The organism is Bacillus massilinigeriensis (assembly GCF_900117315.1).
In the GTDB taxonomy this organism is placed as follows: domain Bacteria; phylum Bacillota; class Bacilli; order Bacillales; family Cytobacillaceae; genus Bacillus_BE; species Bacillus_BE massilionigeriensis.
In genome coordinates, this window is sequence record NZ_LT630337.1 from 2,796,760 (window position 1) to 2,814,644 (window position 17,885).

At 37.3% G+C, this 17,885-nt stretch carries 23 protein-coding genes; 6 read left to right on the forward strand and 17 right to left on the reverse strand.

Annotated elements, in window-relative coordinates:
• Window positions 1–485 precede the first annotated feature (485 nt).
• The 11 genes from sigF to spoIIM all read right to left on the reverse strand — a co-directional run bounded on the left by sigF (window position 486) and on the right by spoIIM (window position 9,695).
• Window positions 486–1,244, reverse strand: a complete 759-nt coding sequence (gene sigF, locus BQ6100_RS13945; RefSeq protein ID WP_075982197.1) for an RNA polymerase sporulation sigma factor SigF — start codon at window positions 1,242–1,244, stop codon at window positions 486–488.
• A 13-nt stretch (window positions 1,245–1,257) separates the two neighbouring features.
• A complete protein-coding gene (gene spoIIAB / locus BQ6100_RS13950; protein WP_075982198.1) occupies window positions 1,258–1,698 on the reverse strand; it encodes an anti-sigma F factor in 441 nt (146 codons plus the stop codon).
• 2 nt (window positions 1,699–1,700) lie between these two features.
• Window positions 1,701–2,051, reverse strand: a complete 351-nt coding sequence (gene spoIIAA / locus BQ6100_RS13955) for an anti-sigma F factor antagonist (protein ID WP_075982199.1) — start codon at window positions 2,049–2,051, stop codon at window positions 1,701–1,703.
• Window positions 2,052–2,193: 142 nt separating this feature from the next.
• The gene (locus BQ6100_RS13960) at window positions 2,194–3,363 is read right to left on the reverse strand and encodes a D-alanyl-D-alanine carboxypeptidase family protein (RefSeq protein WP_075982200.1); all 1,170 of its coding nucleotides are present in this window, start codon (window positions 3,361–3,363) and stop codon (window positions 2,194–2,196) included.
• Between the two features lie 176 nt (window positions 3,364–3,539).
• Window positions 3,540–4,844 (reverse strand): pyrimidine-nucleoside phosphorylase, encoded by a 1,305-nt coding sequence (locus tag BQ6100_RS13965; protein ID WP_075982201.1) that lies wholly within the window; start codon window positions 4,842–4,844, stop codon window positions 3,540–3,542.
• 105 nt (window positions 4,845–4,949) lie between these two features.
• Window positions 4,950–5,771 carry a purine-nucleoside phosphorylase gene (locus BQ6100_RS13970; RefSeq protein WP_075982202.1) on the reverse strand — a complete coding sequence of 274 codons (822 nt, stop codon included), beginning with the start codon at window positions 5,769–5,771 and terminating at the stop codon, window positions 4,950–4,952.
• Between the two features lie 12 nt (window positions 5,772–5,783).
• The gene (gene deoB / locus BQ6100_RS13975; protein WP_075982203.1) at window positions 5,784–6,965 is read right to left on the reverse strand and encodes a phosphopentomutase; all 1,182 of its coding nucleotides are present in this window, start codon (window positions 6,963–6,965) and stop codon (window positions 5,784–5,786) included.
• A 228-nt stretch (window positions 6,966–7,193) separates the two neighbouring features.
• On the reverse strand, window positions 7,194–8,087 hold the full coding sequence (gene xerD, locus BQ6100_RS13980) for a site-specific tyrosine recombinase XerD (protein ID WP_075983578.1): 894 nt from the start codon (window positions 8,085–8,087) through the stop codon (window positions 7,194–7,196).
• Window positions 8,088–8,092: 5 nt separating this feature from the next.
• Window positions 8,093–8,320 carry a YqzK family protein gene (locus BQ6100_RS13985; protein ID WP_075982204.1) on the reverse strand — a complete coding sequence of 76 codons (228 nt, stop codon included), beginning with the start codon at window positions 8,318–8,320 and terminating at the stop codon, window positions 8,093–8,095.
• Window positions 8,321–8,452: 132 nt separating this feature from the next.
• On the reverse strand, window positions 8,453–8,920 hold the full coding sequence (gene fur / locus BQ6100_RS13990; RefSeq protein ID WP_075982205.1) for a ferric iron uptake transcriptional regulator: 468 nt from the start codon (window positions 8,918–8,920) through the stop codon (window positions 8,453–8,455).
• A 136-nt stretch (window positions 8,921–9,056) separates the two neighbouring features.
• Window positions 9,057–9,695 carry a stage II sporulation protein M gene (gene spoIIM, locus BQ6100_RS13995; RefSeq protein WP_075982206.1) on the reverse strand — a complete coding sequence of 213 codons (639 nt, stop codon included), beginning with the start codon at window positions 9,693–9,695 and terminating at the stop codon, window positions 9,057–9,059.
• A 173-nt stretch (window positions 9,696–9,868) separates the two neighbouring features.
• On the opposite strand from spoIIM, the gene BQ6100_RS14000 reads away from it, so the two are divergent.
• Window positions 9,869–10,432 carry a GNAT family N-acetyltransferase gene (locus tag BQ6100_RS14000; RefSeq protein ID WP_075982207.1) on the forward strand — a complete coding sequence of 188 codons (564 nt, stop codon included), beginning with the start codon at window positions 9,869–9,871 and terminating at the stop codon, window positions 10,430–10,432.
• Between the two features lie 82 nt (window positions 10,433–10,514).
• On the opposite strand, the gene BQ6100_RS14005 is transcribed toward BQ6100_RS14000, so the two are convergent.
• Both BQ6100_RS14005 and BQ6100_RS14010 read right to left on the reverse strand, forming a co-directional pair.
• Entirely contained in the window at window positions 10,515–11,690 is a 1,176-nt protein-coding gene (locus tag BQ6100_RS14005; protein ID WP_075982208.1) for a TIGR00375 family protein, read from the reverse strand.
• Window positions 11,690–12,238, reverse strand: a complete 549-nt coding sequence (locus BQ6100_RS14010; RefSeq protein ID WP_075982209.1) for an NUDIX hydrolase — start codon at window positions 12,236–12,238, stop codon at window positions 11,690–11,692. Before BQ6100_RS14010 ends, BQ6100_RS14005 begins: the two co-directional genes overlap by 1 nt.
• 77 nt (window positions 12,239–12,315) lie before the next feature.
• Between BQ6100_RS14010 and mciZ the strand changes: the two genes are divergently transcribed.
• On the forward strand, window positions 12,316–12,450 hold the full coding sequence (gene mciZ / locus BQ6100_RS14015) for a Z-ring formation inhibitor MciZ (protein ID WP_075982210.1): 135 nt from the start codon (window positions 12,316–12,318) through the stop codon (window positions 12,448–12,450).
• 140 nt (window positions 12,451–12,590) lie between these two features.
• Window positions 12,591–13,517, forward strand: coding sequence for an aldo/keto reductase (locus tag BQ6100_RS14020; RefSeq protein WP_075982211.1), 927 nt, complete (start codon window positions 12,591–12,593; stop codon window positions 13,515–13,517).
• A gap of 57 nt (window positions 13,518–13,574) precedes the next feature.
• Here the strand turns inward: BQ6100_RS14020 and BQ6100_RS14025 are convergent, their stop codons facing one another.
• The 3 genes from BQ6100_RS14025 to BQ6100_RS14035 form a co-directional block, all read right to left on the reverse strand.
• Entirely contained in the window at window positions 13,575–14,015 is a 441-nt protein-coding gene (locus BQ6100_RS14025; RefSeq protein ID WP_075982212.1) for a thiol-disulfide oxidoreductase DCC family protein, read from the reverse strand.
• Window positions 13,981–14,226, reverse strand: a complete 246-nt coding sequence (locus tag BQ6100_RS14030) for a YqkE family protein (protein WP_075982213.1) — start codon at window positions 14,224–14,226, stop codon at window positions 13,981–13,983. The genes BQ6100_RS14025 and BQ6100_RS14030 overlap by 35 nt, the downstream gene beginning before the upstream one ends.
• Window positions 14,227–14,336: 110 nt before the next feature.
• Complete coding sequence (locus BQ6100_RS14035) at window positions 14,337–15,524, reverse strand: acetyl-CoA C-acetyltransferase (RefSeq protein WP_075983579.1); 1,188 nt, start codon at window positions 15,522–15,524, stop codon at window positions 14,337–14,339.
• A gap of 202 nt (window positions 15,525–15,726) precedes the next feature.
• On the opposite strand from BQ6100_RS14035, the gene BQ6100_RS21860 reads away from it, so the two are divergent.
• The gene (locus BQ6100_RS21860; protein ID WP_261798579.1) at window positions 15,727–15,858 is read left to right on the forward strand and encodes a hypothetical protein; all 132 of its coding nucleotides are present in this window, start codon (window positions 15,727–15,729) and stop codon (window positions 15,856–15,858) included.
• A gap of 153 nt (window positions 15,859–16,011) precedes the next feature.
• Window positions 16,012–16,935, forward strand: a complete 924-nt coding sequence (locus BQ6100_RS14040; RefSeq protein WP_075982214.1) for an alpha/beta hydrolase — start codon at window positions 16,012–16,014, stop codon at window positions 16,933–16,935.
• On the opposite strand, the gene BQ6100_RS14045 is transcribed toward BQ6100_RS14040, so the two are convergent.
• The gene (locus BQ6100_RS14045) at window positions 16,913–17,458 is read right to left on the reverse strand and encodes a hypothetical protein (protein WP_075982215.1); all 546 of its coding nucleotides are present in this window, start codon (window positions 17,456–17,458) and stop codon (window positions 16,913–16,915) included. The two genes, BQ6100_RS14040 and BQ6100_RS14045, sit on opposite strands and share 23 nt — an antisense overlap.
• Before the next feature lie 209 nt (window positions 17,459–17,667).
• Here BQ6100_RS14045 and BQ6100_RS14050 point away from each other — a divergent pair, with 209 nt between their 5' ends.
• The gene (locus BQ6100_RS14050) at window positions 17,668–17,880 is read left to right on the forward strand and encodes a CDGSH iron-sulfur domain-containing protein (protein WP_075982216.1); all 213 of its coding nucleotides are present in this window, start codon (window positions 17,668–17,670) and stop codon (window positions 17,878–17,880) included.
• Window positions 17,881–17,885 lie beyond the last annotated feature (5 nt).

Below are 17,885 nucleotides of genomic sequence, written 5' to 3' on the forward strand. Positions count from 1 at the left end.
TTTCGCAATTTTTGCTGATTTGTACGCGAAAATGGGCTTTTATCCACCATGATGAGGGTTTTCTAGTTTAACAGAAACTGATACTAAGGATGGATTTGCTGCTTTTTCCCATATATGAAGGCAATTTCTGAGCCCAAAGGGATAATAGATATCCACTAATTATGGATATCCGCGATTATTTTGTTTTATCCGCGATTTTTGGAATATATACGCGATTTTTTCGATTTATCCGCGATTTTTCCAATATATCCGCGATAATCACCATTTATCCGCGATGAGGCTTTTCCATCAAAATGGACGCTTCAGGGACAAATTAACATTTTATTAGCACCAGTTTTTTTTATCAAAATGGACGCTTCGTGCACTTCTCCGCAAGTCATCCTTTCATCCGTGACAGGGCTTTATGTGCGCTTCGTGGCCAACCAGGCAAATCACACTAGCAGTTTTTTTAGACCAAATAAAACAAACAAAAAACCGCATAGAAATCAAATTTCCATACGGTCTTTCATATATCTCAATATTTTCTTTTCTAGTCTTGACACCTGCACCTGTGAAATCCCCAGTCGTTCTGCTACCTCTGATTGGGTTTGATCCTTATAATATCGCAGGAAAACAATCAAGCGATCCCGTTCATCAAGTTCGCTGATGGCTTCCTTCAAGGCGATTTTATCAAACCATTTTCCCTCGTTCCCATCATCAATTTGGTCTAACAATGTAATTGGATCACCATCATTTTCATAGACGGTTTCATGAATGGATGAAGGAGTTCTGCTAGCTTCCTGAGCAAGGATAATATCTTCAGCTGGAATATCAAGATACTCAGCTAATTCGCTAATTGTAGGAATTCGCCCAAGTGACTTGGACAGCTCATCCTTTGCTTTTCTTATTTTATTTCCTAATTCTTTCAGTGATCTGCTTACTTTCACCGTACCATCATCACGTATGAATCTTTGAATTTCACCGATAATCATTGGAACAGCATAGGTTGAAAACTTCACGTCATAGCTTAGGTCGAATTTATCAACAGACTTTAATAACCCAATACAGCCGATTTGGAATAAATCATCCGGCTCATATCCACGATTTAAGAAACGTTGAACAACCGACCAAACAAGACGCATATTTTTTTGAACGATTAAGTCACGAGAGGATTGATCTCCTTCCTGACTTTTTTTAATCAGTTCCTTCACTTCATGATCCTTTAAATAGGTCTCTTTTTTATCTGATTTAACCTCCACATCCATAGGCAAGACTCCCTTAATTGCATAGCATTTTACTCTTTGATAAATGCTTCCTTAATCGAACTTCAGTACCTTTACCAAGTTCGGACTGTATTTCAATTTCATCCATAAAATTTTCCATAATCGTGAATCCCATTCCTGATCTTTCTAATTCCGGTTTTGTTGTAAAAAGGGGTTGTCTCGCTTCTTCTATGTCAGTAATTCCTTTCCCTTTATCACTAATAGACATATCTATAAAACCATCTTCAATGCTCACAGAAATATAAACAATTCCATTTTCATCATTTTCATAACCATGAATAATGCAATTAGTGACTGCTTCTGAGACGACCGTCTTGATTTCTGTTAATTCGTCCATCGTTGGGTCCAGTTGTGCTACAAATGCGGCAATGGTAACTCGTGCAAATGATTCATTTTGGCTCAACGCTCGAAATTGAAGCTTCATTTCATTTTTCATCTTTACGCAACCCCCAATCTTTGCAAAGCAAATTCTTCTGTCGGCTCCAAACGTATGATTTTGAACAAGCCTGACATATCAAATAGTCTTTGAATAGAAGGGGAGATAGCACACACGACCATTTCTCCATGGAATGGTTGAATTTGTTTATATCGACCAAGTATGACACCTAGCCCAGAACTGTCCATAAAAGTAAGGTTTTCTAAATTTAAAACAATATGACGAATGTCTTCATTTTCTATCGTTTTTGCTGCTTGTTCACGCAAAAGATCCGCTGAGTGATGGTCTAATTCACCACTTAAACGAATACAAAGTACGTCACCCTTTGTTTCCAATCGAATGTTAAGACTCACTACCATAGCCTCCTTAGTCTTATTTAGTGAGTCAATTCGATATTTTTTCTACAATTTCCTTCCTATGGACAAAACTAGTGTCATTTCGATAAAAAAAGATAATTTTACAAATGGTTTCGACATCAAATTATGGTTCATTTACTCATTCTTCAACTTTTGAAAACATACCAATCGATCTTTTATAGAGACCCCACCAGCTTGCCTCCTTGATATCCTCTTTTGCCAGCAGTGGGCTTGACACGAGCGTTGTACCTTCTTTTGTAATTTTTAATGTTCCAATCTTATCGCCCTTTTTAATTGGTGCTTTTATGTTTTTGCTTAAAATGATTTTTTGCTTAACATCTTTAATATCTACACCTTTTTTCGTTAACAAGCTGATAGGTTCACTTGTTACGGCCTCAACCGTTCTTTTTTCACCCTTGCTAATAGTAACTTTTCCTAGTAAATGATTTCGCTTATACATTGGATGCGTCTCATATTGGCTAAAGGCATAATCCAGTAATTTTGTTACCTGTGCATTTCGAATTTTTGAGGTTGTTGCACCAAATACAACGGCTATAACCCTCATCCCATTTTTCTGTGCTGTTGCAGTTAGACAATATTTTGCTTCATTGGTATATCCTGTCTTTAATCCATCAACTCCTGGATAGAACTTCACTAAGCGATTTGTGTTAACTAACCAAAACTTTTTATCCGTATTCTCTCTTAAATACGCCTCATAGGTTCCGGTAAACTTAGTAATTTGATCATACTTCAGTAGTTCTTTTGCCATTATTGCCATATCATATGCTGAGCTATAATGATTTTCTGTTGGAAGCCCAGTTGTATTTTGAAAATGAGTATCTTTAAGGCCCAATTCTCTAGCCTTCTTATTCATTAACTCGACAAAGGCTTCTTCTGATCCAGCAAGCCTTTCTGCCATTGCAACAGATGCGTCATTTGCTGAACCAATGGCAATTCCTTTTAACATCTCCTCTGTGGTCATTTCCTCCCCAGGCTCTAGGAAAATCTGAGAACCTCCCATAGAGGCGGCATATTCACTTGTTCTAATTTTTTCATTCATTTTTAAACTGCCATTGTCAATGGCTTCCATTATCAATAACATGGTCATTATTTTCGTCATACTTGCAGGGGGTAAACGCTTTTTACTATCTTTATCATAAATGACGGTCCCAGTATCTCTTTCAATCAATACGGCTGACTTTGCATCATCAACAAGTTGAACTCCTGTTTGTTTTTCTGCATAAGCATTCTGTGAAAAATTTGGTGCAAGAAATGTAAATACTAACAATAAAGAGACAATACGTTTCATGACAGTAACCCTCCATTCTTAATAATTACATTTTTTCCATTTTCGATAAATATATACAATTTTTACCTTTTGTTTTTTATCATATATCTTACGTATTCAATACCTACCCATTTTCGATAGGACTGGAATAAAAAAATGCCAAGGATTACAAATCCTTGGCATTTTTTAATCGATTATTATTCTGTTATTTCTTCATGAATTAGTGAAGGAGGTGTGACCTTATTACTACTGATTTTAATACTTTGATATAATCTTTCCTTCACTTCTTGGACATTTTCAAAATTGCTATGGATGGTTACAAGAGAATCGCCCTTCTCTACGTGATCCCCTATTTTCTTGTTCAAAATAAGTCCAACAGCTAGGTCAATCTTGGATTCCTTTGTCGCACGACCTGCTCCTAATAGCATTGCGGCTGTACCAACTTCATCCGCTACGATTTCTGATACAAATCCTGTTTCTTTTGCCTCTAACTCTATTATGTATTTAGCCTGAGGTAGTTTAGAAGGGTCATCAACAACCGTAGGATCCCCGCCTTGAGCACACAAAAATGTCTTAAATTTTTCTAATGCTGAACCATCTTTGATTACTTTTTTCAAAAGCTCTCTCGCTGTTTCTAAAGAGTCTGCCTTTTTCGCCAAAAATACCATATGACTTCCTAGTGTTAAACATAACTCTGTTAAGTCCTCAGGGCCGTTTCCTTTTAATGTATCGATTGCTTCCTTCACTTCAAGAGCATTGCCTATCGCAAAACCTAAAGGCTGACTCATGTCAGAAATAACGGCCATAGTTTTTCTATTTACGTTATTTCCTATCTGAACCATGGCTTTCGCAAGCTCCCTTGCATCTGCTAGAGACTTCATAAATGCCCCTGCACCCGTCTTAACATCTAAACAAATAGCGTCTGCACCAGCAGCTATTTTTTTGCTCATGATTGAGCTTGCGATAAGTGGAATACTATCTACAGTTGCAGTCACATCACGGAGTGCATAAAGCTTTTTATCTGCAGGTGTTAAATTTCCACTTTGTCCGATAACAGCTATCCCATTTTCATTGACAAGTTTGATAAATTCATCCTTGTCGATTTCAACATGAAATCCTGATACGGATTCAAGCTTATCAATCGTACCCCCCGTATGACCTAGCCCTCTACCTGACATTTTGGCTACTGGTACTCCAACTGCGGCAACAAGTGGACCTAATACTAAAGTGGTGGTATCACCGACTCCTCCAGTAGAATGTTTATCAACCTTAATCCCTTCGATTTTTGAGAGATCAATTTGCTCACCTGATTGAACCATGGCCATTGTTAAATCGGCTCTTTCACGATCATTCATGCCCTGAAAGTAGATGGACATTGTAAGTGCGCTCACTTGATAATCAGGTATCGACCCTTCTGTGTATCCTTGAATGATAAAGTTAATTTCTTCTGTTGAAAGTACCTCTCCATTACGTTTCTTTTCGATTAAATCAACCATTCTCATTTTTCTCACCACTTCTTTTTATATTGAGTGAATAAGGTCATTCTTCCACCCCACTTGTATTACATGGCAAGCTAGGGTGATATTAACAGACTTATTTGTAAACACCTATGCTCCGATTTCTTTAATCAGTTCCTTTACAAATTTCAAAAAGTTAATTTTAACTTTTTCTGTCGTTTCAATTACTTCCTCGTGATTAAGGGGCTGATCTAAAATTCCAGAAGCCATATTGGATATACAAGATATTCCTAATACCTTCATACCACTATGACGAGCAACGATTACTTCAGGAACGGTTGACATACCAACTGCATCCCCACCCCATAAACGAATCATCCGAACTTCTGCAGGGGTTTCATAGGTTGGGCCTGTATTTCCAACATAGACACCCTCTTGAATTTTTATTTGAAGTTTTTCAGCAGTCTTTCGAGCAACTGACCGAAGCTCCTTTGAATAGCTCTCAGACATATCCGGAAAACGGACACCTAATTTAGGATCATTCGGTCCGATTAGTGGGTTTGAGCCCATATTATTTATATGATCTGATATAAGCATCAAATCGCCTGGAGAAAAGCTTTCATTTACTCCACCCGCTGCATTTGTAACAAAAATTGTTTCTACTCCAAGCTCCTTCATTACACGTACAGGGAATGTTACTTTGTCAAAGCTGTATCCCTCATAGTAATGAAAACGTCCCTGCATAGCAACTACCTGAACTCCATTGATCATTCCAAAAACTAGCTGTCCTGCATGTCCTTCTACCGTTGAAACTGGGAAATCAGGAATGGATTCGTATGGTATTTTCACCGGGTTTTCTATTTCATCTCCCAATACCCCAAGCCCAGAACCAAGAATTAAACCAATCTTAGGCTGACTCGTGTATCTTAACTTTAAAAAGCTCGCTGCATTTTGAACCTTTGTAAAATCCATCTAAATCTCTCCTTACTTTAATTCGTTTAGGAAGCTCTTCCCATATTTAGGCATCTTCACATGAAAGTTTTCAGCTATTGTTGCCCCGATATCTGCAAAGGTTTCACGAATTGGCAATTCCCTTCCCTCATCAAAGCTCTTTGAATAAATTAGAAGTGGAACATATTCTCGAGTATGATCTGTACCATGGTGTACAGGGTCATTTCCATGATCTGCTGTAATGATGAGGAGATCATCCTCCTTCATTTTCTCAAATACCTCTGGAAGCCTTTCATCATACTCCTCTAAAGCTTTTCCGTAGCCTATAGGATCTCTGCGGTGTCCATAAAGCGCATCGAAATCAACCAAATTGACAAAGCTAATTCCAGTAAAATCCATATCTAAGGTTTGCACTAATTTATCCATGCCGTCCATATTCGATACAGTGCGTAGAGAATCTGTTACGCCTTCTCCATCATAAATATCAGATATTTTTCCTATGGCAATAACATCCAAGCCTGAATCTTTTAACTCATTCATGACGGTTCTTTCAAAAGGTTTTAATGCATAATCATGACGGTTTGGTGTGCGTTTAAAGTTGCCTGGCTCACCGATAAATGGTCTCGCAATCACACGCCCAACCATATATTTTTCATCTAATGTCAGTTCCCTTGCAATTTTGCAAATTTTATAAAGCTCATCAAGTGGAATAATTTCTTCATGTGCAGCTATTTGTAAAACTGAATCAGCAGAGGTATAGACGATCATATCCCCCGTCTTCATGTGCTCTTCGCCAAGTTCATCAAGGATTTCAGTTCCACTTGCAGGCTTATTTCCAATGATCTTTCTTCCGGTTTTTTCCTCTAATTCAGTAATTAATTCTTGCGGAAAGCCGTCGGGAAAAACTCTGAAAGGGGTTTGAATATTTAGCCCCATCATCTCCCAATGACCTGTCATCGTATCTTTTCCATTTGATGCTTCCTGCATTTTCGTGAAAAAAGCAAGAGGTTTCGCTTCTTTTTGAACTCCTTTAATTTCTTTTATATTACTTAGCCCTAATTTCCCCATATTGGGCATTTGAAGTCCGTTCATCTTCTCTGCAATATGACCAAAAGTATTAGAGCCTATATCGTTAAATTCTTTCGCATCTGGTGCCTCACCAATACCAACTGAATCCATAACAATGATAAAAATTCTTTTAAATTGATTTGTCATGAAAGCTCCTCCTTTATGTATAAACTTCGTCTTGAAACCATAGCTTTATTTTGTATGCGGTTCCATATTATGATATGTTGCCCTTTACTAAAAAAGCTAACCAAATATCGTTTTGAAGTCAGAAGTCTGACATCTTTATTCTACTAAATAGGTTATGAATAATACAATAAAAAAGCTACCAAAAGTTATGGCAGCTTTTTGAACAACTACAATCTATTAAACTTCGAACTAAGCCCGCGGGTGGAATTGGCTATAAACATCCTTCAATCGTGTCTTCGTCACATGTGTATAAATTTGAGTAGTCGATATATCTGCATGACCTAGCATTTCTTGTACTGCACGTAAATCGGCTCCATTTTCCAATAAATGAGTGGCAAAAGAATGACGAAGGGTATGTGGTGAAAGATCCTTATTTATCCCAGCCTCCTGAGTTAGTCTTTTTAAAATTTTCCAGAAGCCTTGACGAGTTAATCTTTTCCCATGATGATTTAAGAACAATGCTTCATCATTATGTTTACTTGACCTTAATTCAGGTCTCCCTAATTCTAGATAATTCTTTATTGCTTGGAGAGCAGTTTTCCCGACTGGAATAATCCGCTCCTTATTGCCTTTCCCAATACAGCGGACAAAGCCCATTGTGATATGAACATCACCAGTATTCAATGAAATTAACTCACTAACGCGAATGCCAGTAGCATATAAAAGCTCAAGCATAGCCTTATCTCGCAAACCAAATGGATTAATTGGTTTCGGGGTTTCTAATAGAATTTCTACCTCTTTAAGACTTAATACCTTTGGGAGTGACTTTTCAAGCTGAGGGTTTTCAATGTGGACGGAAGGATCATGATCAACTACCTTGTCTCTGAGTAAAAACTGATGAAATGATCGAATCGATGCCACATGTCTTGCTAATGTTTTTGAGGATTTTCCCTCATCCTTTAAGTTACCCAAAAAATGAATAATTTGAAGCCTCTGTACTTGATTTAAATCCGATATATTCTCAATATCAGCTAAATAGAATAGGTAGCCTTTTAAATCTCTTTCGTAAGATACAATTGTGTTTTTTGCTAATCCTTTTTCAACCATTAAGAAATGAATAAAATCCTTTAAATGATTTTCCACGTTCATTACTCCCCATTTAAATAGAACAAAATTAACCGGTTAAACCACCAATGATCCTCCTCATGTTCGCTAGCTGATACCTTAATAGCTGCTCCCTTTGGTTCATCAAAGTGATGATAGTTCTCGTATTCTTCATTTAACCACATGATTCCATAATAAAATAGAATCGTAAACCCGGTAAAAAGAACAAATACCTTTATTGTTTGAAAAATAAGAGTAAACCACGATTTCATGATTGTTCCTCCAAAATGGACTATATAGTACAACATATGCCATTTTGGACAAGATTTATACCTTTATAAAGCAATATTAATTTCTTTAGATCTTGAAGATTCAAAGTTAATATAAAAAAGCTGACCATTCTGTCAGCCTCTTAAAGCAGATTCCTCCGACAATTTGTCATTACATCGATGACAAATTCCATGGAAGGTAAGTCTATGATCTTTAATTTTAAAATTCCATCTTTGCTCAATAACAGCTTCAACATCCTCAAGAAGATCCTCTTGAATTTCATCTACTGCTCCACATTCAATACATACTAAATGATGATGAAAATGAGCAGCACCTTCCTGCCTTAAATCATATCTTGAGACTCCGTCACCAAAATTGATTTTATCAACAATTTTTAATTCGGTTAGTAGCTCTAAAGTTCGATAAACAGTTGCTAATCCAATTTCAGGCGATTTTTCTTTTACTAGGAGGTACACGTCTTCTGCACTTAAATGATCCTCTTCATGTTCAAGTAAAACCCGTACGGTCGCTTCCCGCTGCGGTGTTAACTTATAACTTGATGAATGCAACTGCTTTTTTATTCTCTCAATTCTCGTTTCCATTCTTGTACTTCCTCCCCCGCCACTATCATTCTCATTATAACAGATACTTTACCCGTTTCAAAATAAAATAATTACAATTTACATTCAATAATAATTATCATTTAGTATCTATTATAAAAAACGATAGAGTCCTTTCTTAAATGGAGTGTATTACAGTTTTGATAAGGGTTGGGGAAATATATGCCTCGATTGCTGCAGCCACAACAATGAACAGTATGGCTATACTGAATGAAAAAATATACTTTCCGAATAAAGGCAGAAATGGCTGACCTATTTTTTTCATAAATTCCCTTTTTACCATTCTCAGAGAAAAAGACACAGCCATTGTTGCCGCTATGATAAAAATGGGGATAATAATGAAATTTTGTGGAAGGATGGAGACAAAAGATAATAAAAATCCCTTCCAGCTCATTTGATTAACTAAAAATCCAACGGTAAACCCTACAACCATTCCTTTCATAAATAACAAAATCAAGATAACTGGTAAACCTATAATTGAAATCCCTAAGATCCAAAATAAGCCGATAAATTTACTATTATGAAGAAAGCTTTGAATAAATAAATCCCTCGAGTCAGCTACCTTTCCATCAGAAACTTGTCCAAAAAATTGGGAAAGATAATAGAATAAATCCTCCTTTTGATTCAAACTAAGGCTATTCACAACAATGGCTCCAAAAATGACACCCATAAGAAATAATACGATAATAAATATATAAATTGAGGAATGTTCGCTAATATGTTTAACGACTACATTTTGATTCCATTTTCTTCTCATGCCTAATTCCTCCCTGTCATCTATTGCTAAATTTTATGCTCATTTTTTTATCCCTATGACTATCAAATCTAGTAATTTTCCAAAATACTAGATTTCAATTTAGAAAAAAATGGTTGAATTCTGTACACAAGCTTAGATATAATCTTCACTAATATATAAGGAGCGTGAGATAAGTGAGTCATATTTTGATTGATTTTCCAGACAAAATTGAAACTGAACGACTTTTCATTCGGCCATGTTTACCTGGGGACGGAAAAACCCTTTCTGATGCCATTTATCACTCAAGAAATGATTTAAAAAAATGGATGCCTTGGGCACAAAGGGTCCAAAACATTGAACAAATAGAGGAGGATATTCGAAGGGCCTACTCTAAGTTCATTCTTCGTGAGGATTTCCGTCTTCATATTTTCCGAAAAGAGGACCAACAGTTCATTGGTGGAACGGGATTACATCGCATCAATTGGGATGTAGGAAAGTTTGAGATTGGTTATTGGTGTGACATTCGCTTTCAAAAAAACGGGTATATTACTGAGGCTGTTACAGGCTTAACAGATTTCACTTTTGACCATCTTAAAGCTAATCGAGTCGAAATTAGGTGTGATACTGAAAATATTAATAGCCGGAAAATTCCAGAGAGATTGGGATTTACATTGGAAGGAATATTGAGAAAGGATTTGCTGAGCGCTGACGGGAAACAACTGCGTGATACATGTGTGTTCGCAAAAGTCCGAGGGTAACCTAAATCTTTTAGTCCCCAAAATATAACAGCCGACAGCTTGCAAGTAATAGTTCTTTCGATGCAAGCTATCGGCTAATATTTTACTCTATCTTATTCATTGCAACCTTTCCATACTTTCCACCGCCACCAGCACTCAGCTTTAGCTCTCCACTACGCGCCTTGACAATTAGTTCTGCAATTTTCTGTGGAACTACTTGCTGTAAGGATTCGAAAGGGACCTTGTGCAGGATGGCCATTTCTGTTCCAAAATGATCAAGTAGTTTTTCAAGAAGCTTAGGTCCAAGCCCTGGAATAAAGTCTAAGGGGACTTGATGGACATATGGAGGGCGACCTGCTTTTGGACCATTGGCTGATTTTAATTCTAATATTCGATTGGCAACCCCTTTTGTAAACCTTTCGCTTCCGCAATGCAAACATGTTTTCTCGTTACCAGTTAAAGGAGTATCACATTTCTCGCAAACGGTCTGATGATATTTTCCCAACAATGGATCTAATCCATAGTTTGCGATAATTTTTCTCCCATTTTTACCTTCTAATGCCCAGAACAATTCTTCAAAGGTGGGTGTTTCCATTAGCATGGTTTGATATTCTCTTGCTATTTTCCCTAGTGAATGAGCATCTGAATTGGTGACAAACGGGTAATCATGCAGTTCTTTTAGCTGGTCAGCCATACTTGTGTCGGAGCTAAGGCCGAGTTCTATTCCATCAATTTTCTTTGGATCGAATACTTCCTTTAAGGATTTCTCCACCCCTTTTCCATATAAGCTTTTATATGGGGTAAAGACGTGTGCAGGTATAAATATCCCTTTGAGGCTCTTCACTTTATTTTGCAGTTCAAGGCCTGTGATATATACCCTTTGAGAGCTTAAATGGATATTTTTCAAATGGCCTGAAAGCCAAGCTGAAAATTCTTTCATGATTTCAAGTGTTGGAAAAAAGCATAGGACATGAATAGGACCATGACAGCTTTCATCATAAATTTCTAATTCCGATCCTGGAATTATCGATAGTCCACCATAAAATAAACCACCAGCCTCATGTTGAATCAATTCACCGGCTTGCATAAGTGTTTCCATTTCCATGATGACCTCTGGTGAATGGCAGTCGATGATTCCTACCATATTTAGACCTTTTTTGTCTCTTGCATGCTCAATGATATTAGAAAAGGTAAGCGATTTTGCTCCTGTAATTTTTACAGCTCTTCCAGATGAAGTTCTCCCGATGTGAATATGTAAATCTACATAAACATGCTCCACTATTTTAATGCCTCTTGTAATTGTAAGTATTGAACAGCCAAAACCGTTTTAGCATCATAAATTTTTTGCTCCTTCACATATTGAAGGGCTTCATCAAGGGTAAGCTCAATCAATTGGACAAACTCATCCTCATCTGGGGAAGCAGCGTTTTCTTTTTGTTTAAGACCTTTTGCCAGATAAAGATGAACAATTTCATCAGCAAATCCAGGAGATGTGTAGAATGAAATTAACCACTCCAAGCTTTCGCATTCATAGCCTGTCTCTTCTTCCAATTCCCTCTCTGCACAAATTCTAGGCTCTTCACCCTTTTCTAATTTTCCAGCAGGAATTTCTACCAGTTCTCTTTCTAACGCTTTTCGATATTGCTCAACCATCACGATTTTGTTTTCATCAGTAATCGCAAGGATGGCAACAGCGCCAGGATGCTTAATTAGCTCACGCTTCGAAGTCTTTCCATTTGGTAATTTGACCTCGTCGACCTGCAAGCTAACCACATTTCCGGAAAATATTTTCTCTGATTTCATCGTTTTTTCTTCAAAGCGACTCATTAATTTTGTCACTCCTGTTCTATTCATATATTGGTTGTTCATACATTTTATCATACATAAGATGGAGGACGAAGGATATGAAGATCTATGTTCATGATAAAGGCATCATATTGGTTGGTAAGGCATGGGAAGTTAGACAAAAGTTAAAAGAAAATCTTCAATATTATACTTTGTTAAAAGATTGGACTAAAGCAGTTTCTTGCAAGGATTGAAAACAAGCCCAATCATTTGGTATATAGATTCTAAACAGCAATACCACTTGACTTATTTTATGTTAAAATTTATTATTTCCTAATTGCTAAAAGTTGGTTAATTTTGATACCTTCGTTACAATAATATAGAGGTGACTGGGATGAAAAAAAGACAATTAGGAAAATCTGATCTCTATATAAGCGAGCTTGGATTAGGCTGTATGTCATTAGGTACAGATGAGGTTCAAGCCCGTTCCATCATTGAGACTGCATTAGAAGAAGGAATCAATTATTTCGACACCGCTGATTTGTATGACCACGGTGTAAACGAAAAGCTCGTTGGACAGGCCTTAAAACCTGTACGCGAAAAGGTCATTATAGCAACAAAGGTTGGAAACCGTTGGAATGAAGATGGATTAGGCTGGCACTGGGATCCGTCGAAGGCTTATATTAAGGAAGCGGTTAAACAAAGCCTAAAACGTTTGGGTATGGAATATATTGATTTATACCAGCTCCATGGTGGGACAATGGTTGATCCGATTGAGGAAACAATTGAGGCATTTGAAGAATTGAAATCCGAGGGGCTGATTCGATACTATGGAATTTCTTCTATTCGGCCTACTGTGATTAACGAATATGTAAAAAAATCGAGCATCGTATCGGTGATGATGCAATATAGCCTTCTTGACCGTCGCCCGGAGGAACAAGCCCTTCCTTTACTTCAGAAAAACGGAATCAGTGTTGTTGCTCGAGGACCGCTTGCTAAAGGGTTATTAAGTGAAGCCATGCTTCAAAAGGCTTCTTCTTCTGTGAAGGAAAATGGATACTTAGACTACAGCTATGAGGAGCTTGCAAAAGTGGTTTCAGAGTTAAAAACACGGCTTGCTGAAAATCGTTCCCTCACAGAAATATCTCTGCAATATCTTTTAGCACATCCTAGTATGGCATCTGTTATTGCAGGTGCGAGCTCCGTAAGTCAGCTAAAAGAAAATGCACAGGCAATTAAAAGTCAAAGTCTGAGCAAGGAAGATGTCGAAATCATTCACTCGATTTCCAATGCAAATAAATATCAGGAGCATCGATTGTAGATGTTGAAATAATTGAAAGGAAAGGCGCCCGTAATAAAATGGAACCTTTCCTTTTTATTATAAAAATCGATTTTTTATTTCAGGTGATGGGAGCATGCAGCTCTCCCTTTTTCCAAACCACTTATAACGATTTTTCGCAATGATATCATATATGAAATCTCTTAATGGTCTTGGAATAATTAAGAAATAATATCCTAGCTTCCAAAATCCCTTTAAATTCTTACTAATACGAAGGGCAGCTGAGGATTTGTAATAATATTTTTGGTTGTCAATGAGAAATAAGCTATCTATATTTTCTGCTACATGATATTGTTCTAATATTTTTTTCCCTATTTCACTTTGTACAGAGGCAAATTGATAATAACCTATTAGGTCTCTTTTAATGATAAATTGAACGCTGCTGCTGCAAAAATTGCATTCCCCATCAAATAAAATAATTCCACCCTTTTTATGAATGAACGGTTCACTTATATTCCTTCCAATTAAGCTCACTTTCATTTAATAGCTCCTCAAAGGATTTATTTTTTTCCTTTTGTCTACGCGCTTCTCTTTTACGTTCTTCCTCTAATTCTTTTTTTCGGTCTTCCTCTACCTTTAATTGGGTCTTTGTTTCTTTTAATTGATTAACAAGTTCTTTATTTAGTAAATCTCCTAAAGTGAGTGGTTTATCATCCGTTTTTTGTTTTGGCTTTGCTTGATGCTTTTTCATGACAATCCCTCTTTTTTGTTTTTTTCTATTATAACATCATCATACATAAAAAAAGTACAGTATTTCACTGTACTTTTTCCAATTTTAAACATTATTTCTTTATAAAATGTTTAGGCTAACTCCACTATGGTTGCTACGCCCTGCCCGCCGCCAATACAAAGCGTTGCTAAGCCAGTTTTTGCTTCTCTGCGCTTCATTTCGTGGATTAGCGTTACTAGAATTCTTGCTCCGCTTGCCCCAATTGGATGGCCTAATGCAATCGCCCCACCATTGACATTCAATATCTCTTGATTAAAGTGAAGCTCACGGTCAACTGCTATTGATTGTGCAGCAAAGGCTTCATTTGCTTCAATTAATTCTAATTCTTCAATAGAGATTTCTGCCTTCTTTAAAGCCTTCTTAACTGCCTCTACAGGTCCAATCCCCATAATACTTGGATCTACTCCTGCACTGGCCTTCCCTTTAATTGTCACGAGTGGTGTTACACCTAGTTCAAGAGCCTTTTTCTTGCTCATCACAATAAGGACAGCTGCCCCGTCATTAAGTCCTGATGCATTTCCAGCAGTTACTGTACCATTTTTCTTAAATGCCGGTCTTAAGGCAGCTAATTTTTCCGCTGTTGTTCCTTTTTTAGGATATTCATCTGTTTCAAATACGACAGGGTCACCTTTGCGTTGTGGAATGACAACTGGAACAATCTCGTCTTTAAATTTCCCGTCTTCAATTGCTTTTGCTGCTTTTTGTTGACTTCTTGCCGAAAATTCGTCCTGTTCTTCTCGGCTAATATCGTATTTTTCACTTAAGTTTTCTGCTGTAACTCCCATATGGTAGTCATTAAATGCACACCATAGGCCATCCTGAATCATCGTATCGACTAATGTTTGATTGCCCATTTTGAAGCCTTCTCTTGCGTTGTTTAATACGTACGGAGCACGGCTCATATTCTCCATTCCACCTGCAATAACTACCTCTGCATCTCCAGCTGCTATGGCTTGGGCTGCTAGATGAACCGCTTTCATTCCTGATCCACAAACCTTATTAACGGTAAAAGCAGATACTGTTTCAGGAAGGCCTGCCTTTAATGCCGCTTGACGTGCAGGGTTTTGTCCCAATCCTGATTGAAGAACATTCCCCAAGATGACTTCATCAACTGCCTCTGGCTTCACACCCGCTTTCTCAAGAGCCCCCTTTATTGCTATAGCTCCAAGCTCAGGAGCTGAAATCCCCTTTAGACTTCCATTAAAACTCCCAATTGCTGTGCGGACAGCGCTTACAATCACAACCTCAGTTGCTGACATTCTTTCATCCCTCTCCCTTATGTACATCATTTGTTCTCTTATCATTATACTTGACACAAACGCAGAATTCCTCTAATTTTGTCAAAATTCACATTTTTCTTTCGTTAAAATATTGACTGGCTTATAAAAAAGAATATGAATAAGGATTGAAGGGTTCATCCATCTTATTTAGTGAAGCCTATAGAAGGGAGTCCTGAAAAAGATGAGTCAAAAGCGTGATAAGGGCAATAGCCAAAAAGGAAAACCCAATGCCAATACAGTCAAACAAACAATTGCTGCCGAGGATTTAGAAACAGCCATCCATCCAACGAAAAGACAAAATACACCACAATAGACGATGAATACCTAGGTTATTCCTGGGTATCTTTTTTTGCCCTGTAAACATTGTCAGCTGTTTTCCATGCCCATTCTCTTACTTTCGAATCATCTTTCTCATCCATCTGCCAAATGGTAAAATAAAGAAAATGACTACTTGGGAGGGATTCACTTGAAAATCTTACTTCGCCTTCTATTTTCCTTTTTCGTATTGCTAACATCTATTGGTGTTTATTTTACCAATCGGATTATGTTTATTAAAAAGAAGGAAGATAATCTTATTTTCAACCGAGAAAAGGAAGCGAAGAGACTAAATCCCGTTCAATTTCACAAGTTACCAAAACGCGAAATCTTGATTGATTCTCCTTTTGGTTACTTATTAAAGGCCATTGTCGTTGAACCACATCATACCAATCGGTACGTTATCATTTCTCACGGTGTAACCGAAAACAAGGTAAACTCCATTAAATATATGAATCTCTTTTTAGAGCGGGGATTTAATGCTGTCATTTATGACCACCGCAGACACGGAGAATCAGGTGGAAAAACAACTAGCTACGGTTATTTTGAAAAATTTGATTTAAAAGCGGTAGTGGACTGGTTAAAGGAGGATATAGGCCCCCATCTATTTCTTGGCATACACGGAGAATCCATGGGGGCTGCAACCATGCTTCTTTATGCAGGAAGCATCGAGGATGGTGCTGACTTTTACATTGCAGATTGCCCGTTTTCTGATTTTAGAGAACAATTAAGCAATGTATTAAAAACGGAAATGAAACTACCACCAAGGCTTATTTTGCCTATTGCTGAAATCTTTTTGCGAATTCGAGGAAAATACTCACTTAAAGGGTTATCCCCTATCTCAGTCATTGAAAATATTCAAAAGCCCATTCTTTTCATTCATAGTGAAAAAGATGACTATATACTACCTAAGATGACCAAAGCGTTGTATGAACGGAAGAAAGGGCCTAAGAAGCTATTCCTCGCTCCAAACGGTGTTCATGCGCAATCTTTTAATGAAAATCAAGAGGGCTACGAGAAGGCAGTTGATGAGTTTTTAGATGAATTGGTTTTCAAGAGGGCAGATTGGCTATGATTTTTTTCCCTTCCTTTGTAATCCCCATGCTCTTTTGATATGAATCAAGCTTGATAAAATACCTCTTGCCATTCTTTTTAATGATGTCTATGTCCTCATATTTTTGATTTTTCCCTGTAGCCTGAAACTGTATCGTTTCAATTGCTTCACTTTGCACCATTCCGTAAACAACAGGGATTTTTTGCTCTAATTTGCCCTTCTTATCGTATTTGTAAAACGTATTCGTGTAGACGGAAAAATCTTGATTTCCTTCATATTCCCAATGATTATTTCCGATATTCTCCCACCCATTCTTGTCATTTCCGCTCACAAATGCCACGGCTACCGTCTCGATGATATGAAAATTCTGCTCTTGCTCCGTCGTATATAGGACCACTGCTCCATCTTTTACTTTTTCAATATGAATAACACTAGCTACATTAAACGGAATATCCTTTTTTATTGCTTCCTCCAAAGTATCGTATTTACAGCCTGTTAAAAGAAAAAGGCATACGACAAATCCACACCAATTCTTCGCTCTCATTATTCCCTCCTGCGCCTACGATGATGTTTTTCCACTACTTTCAATACATGTAGGTGCAGACGAAAATATGAATGAATTTTAATATGCTAGTTTGGCAGGATTTCAACGAATTTGAAAAGGAATTTAGAAAAGCATCATCTTTTAACTTGATTTATTGAATTTTTTACCATTATATGTAATATATAGTAATAAGAAATGAGGGATTGGATATGTCAAAGGTTACAATTAAAGTAAATGACAATGGTTCTTTACGTATTACAGGTGATGTGGAGCTTGTGGACGCGGAAGGAAATAAATTTGAAACAAAGCCCAGTTTTTCTCTTTGCCGCTGTGGCTTGTCTTCTAAAAAGCCTTTTTGTGATGGAAGCCATAAAGGAAATTTCTCGTCCGTTGTTCGTGCTCCGAAGGAAGAAAAGGAATAGGGTCA

Bases quoted from the DNA above. Each gene is read 5' to 3' on its own strand.
- sigF (WP_075982197.1), bottom strand. From the start codon at position 1,244: ATGGATGTGGAGGTTAAATCAGATAAAAAAGAGACCTATTTAAAGGAT.
- spoIIAB (WP_075982198.1), bottom strand. From the start codon at position 1,698: ATGAAAAATGAAATGAAGCTTCAATTTCGAGCGTTGAGCCAAAATGAA.
- BQ6100_RS13960 (WP_075982200.1), bottom strand. From the start codon at position 3,363: ATGAAACGTATTGTCTCTTTATTGTTAGTATTTACATTTCTTGCACCA.
- BQ6100_RS13965 (WP_075982201.1), bottom strand. From the start codon at position 4,844: ATGAGAATGGTTGATTTAATCGAAAAGAAACGTAATGGAGAGGTACTT.
- BQ6100_RS13970 (WP_075982202.1), bottom strand. From the start codon at position 5,771: ATGGATTTTACAAAGGTTCAAAATGCAGCGAGCTTTTTAAAGTTAAGA.
- deoB (WP_075982203.1), bottom strand. From the start codon at position 6,965: ATGACAAATCAATTTAAAAGAATTTTTATCATTGTTATGGATTCAGTT.
- BQ6100_RS13985 (WP_075982204.1), bottom strand. From the start codon at position 8,320: ATGAAATCGTGGTTTACTCTTATTTTTCAAACAATAAAGGTATTTGTT.
- fur (WP_075982205.1), bottom strand. From the start codon at position 8,920: ATGGAAACGAGAATTGAGAGAATAAAAAAGCAGTTGCATTCATCAAGT.
- spoIIM (WP_075982206.1), bottom strand. From the start codon at position 9,695: ATGAGAAGAAAATGGAATCAAAATGTAGTCGTTAAACATATTAGCGAA.
- BQ6100_RS14010 (WP_075982209.1), bottom strand. From the start codon at position 12,238: ATGAGTCGCTTTGAAGAAAAAACGATGAAATCAGAGAAAATATTTTCC.
- mciZ (WP_075982210.1), top strand. From the start codon at position 12,316: ATGAAGATCTATGTTCATGATAAAGGCATCATATTGGTTGGTAAGGCA.
- BQ6100_RS14020 (WP_075982211.1), top strand. From the start codon at position 12,591: ATGAAAAAAAGACAATTAGGAAAATCTGATCTCTATATAAGCGAGCTT.
- BQ6100_RS14025 (WP_075982212.1), bottom strand. From the start codon at position 14,015: ATGAAAGTGAGCTTAATTGGAAGGAATATAAGTGAACCGTTCATTCAT.
- BQ6100_RS14030 (WP_075982213.1), bottom strand. From the start codon at position 14,226: ATGAAAAAGCATCAAGCAAAGCCAAAACAAAAAACGGATGATAAACCA.
- BQ6100_RS14035 (WP_075983579.1), bottom strand. From the start codon at position 15,524: ATGTCAGCAACTGAGGTTGTGATTGTAAGCGCTGTCCGCACAGCAATT.
- BQ6100_RS21860 (WP_261798579.1), top strand. From the start codon at position 15,727: ATGAGTCAAAAGCGTGATAAGGGCAATAGCCAAAAAGGAAAACCCAAT.
- BQ6100_RS14045 (WP_075982215.1), bottom strand. From the start codon at position 17,458: ATGAGAGCGAAGAATTGGTGTGGATTTGTCGTATGCCTTTTTCTTTTA.
- BQ6100_RS14050 (WP_075982216.1), top strand. From the start codon at position 17,668: ATGTCAAAGGTTACAATTAAAGTAAATGACAATGGTTCTTTACGTATT.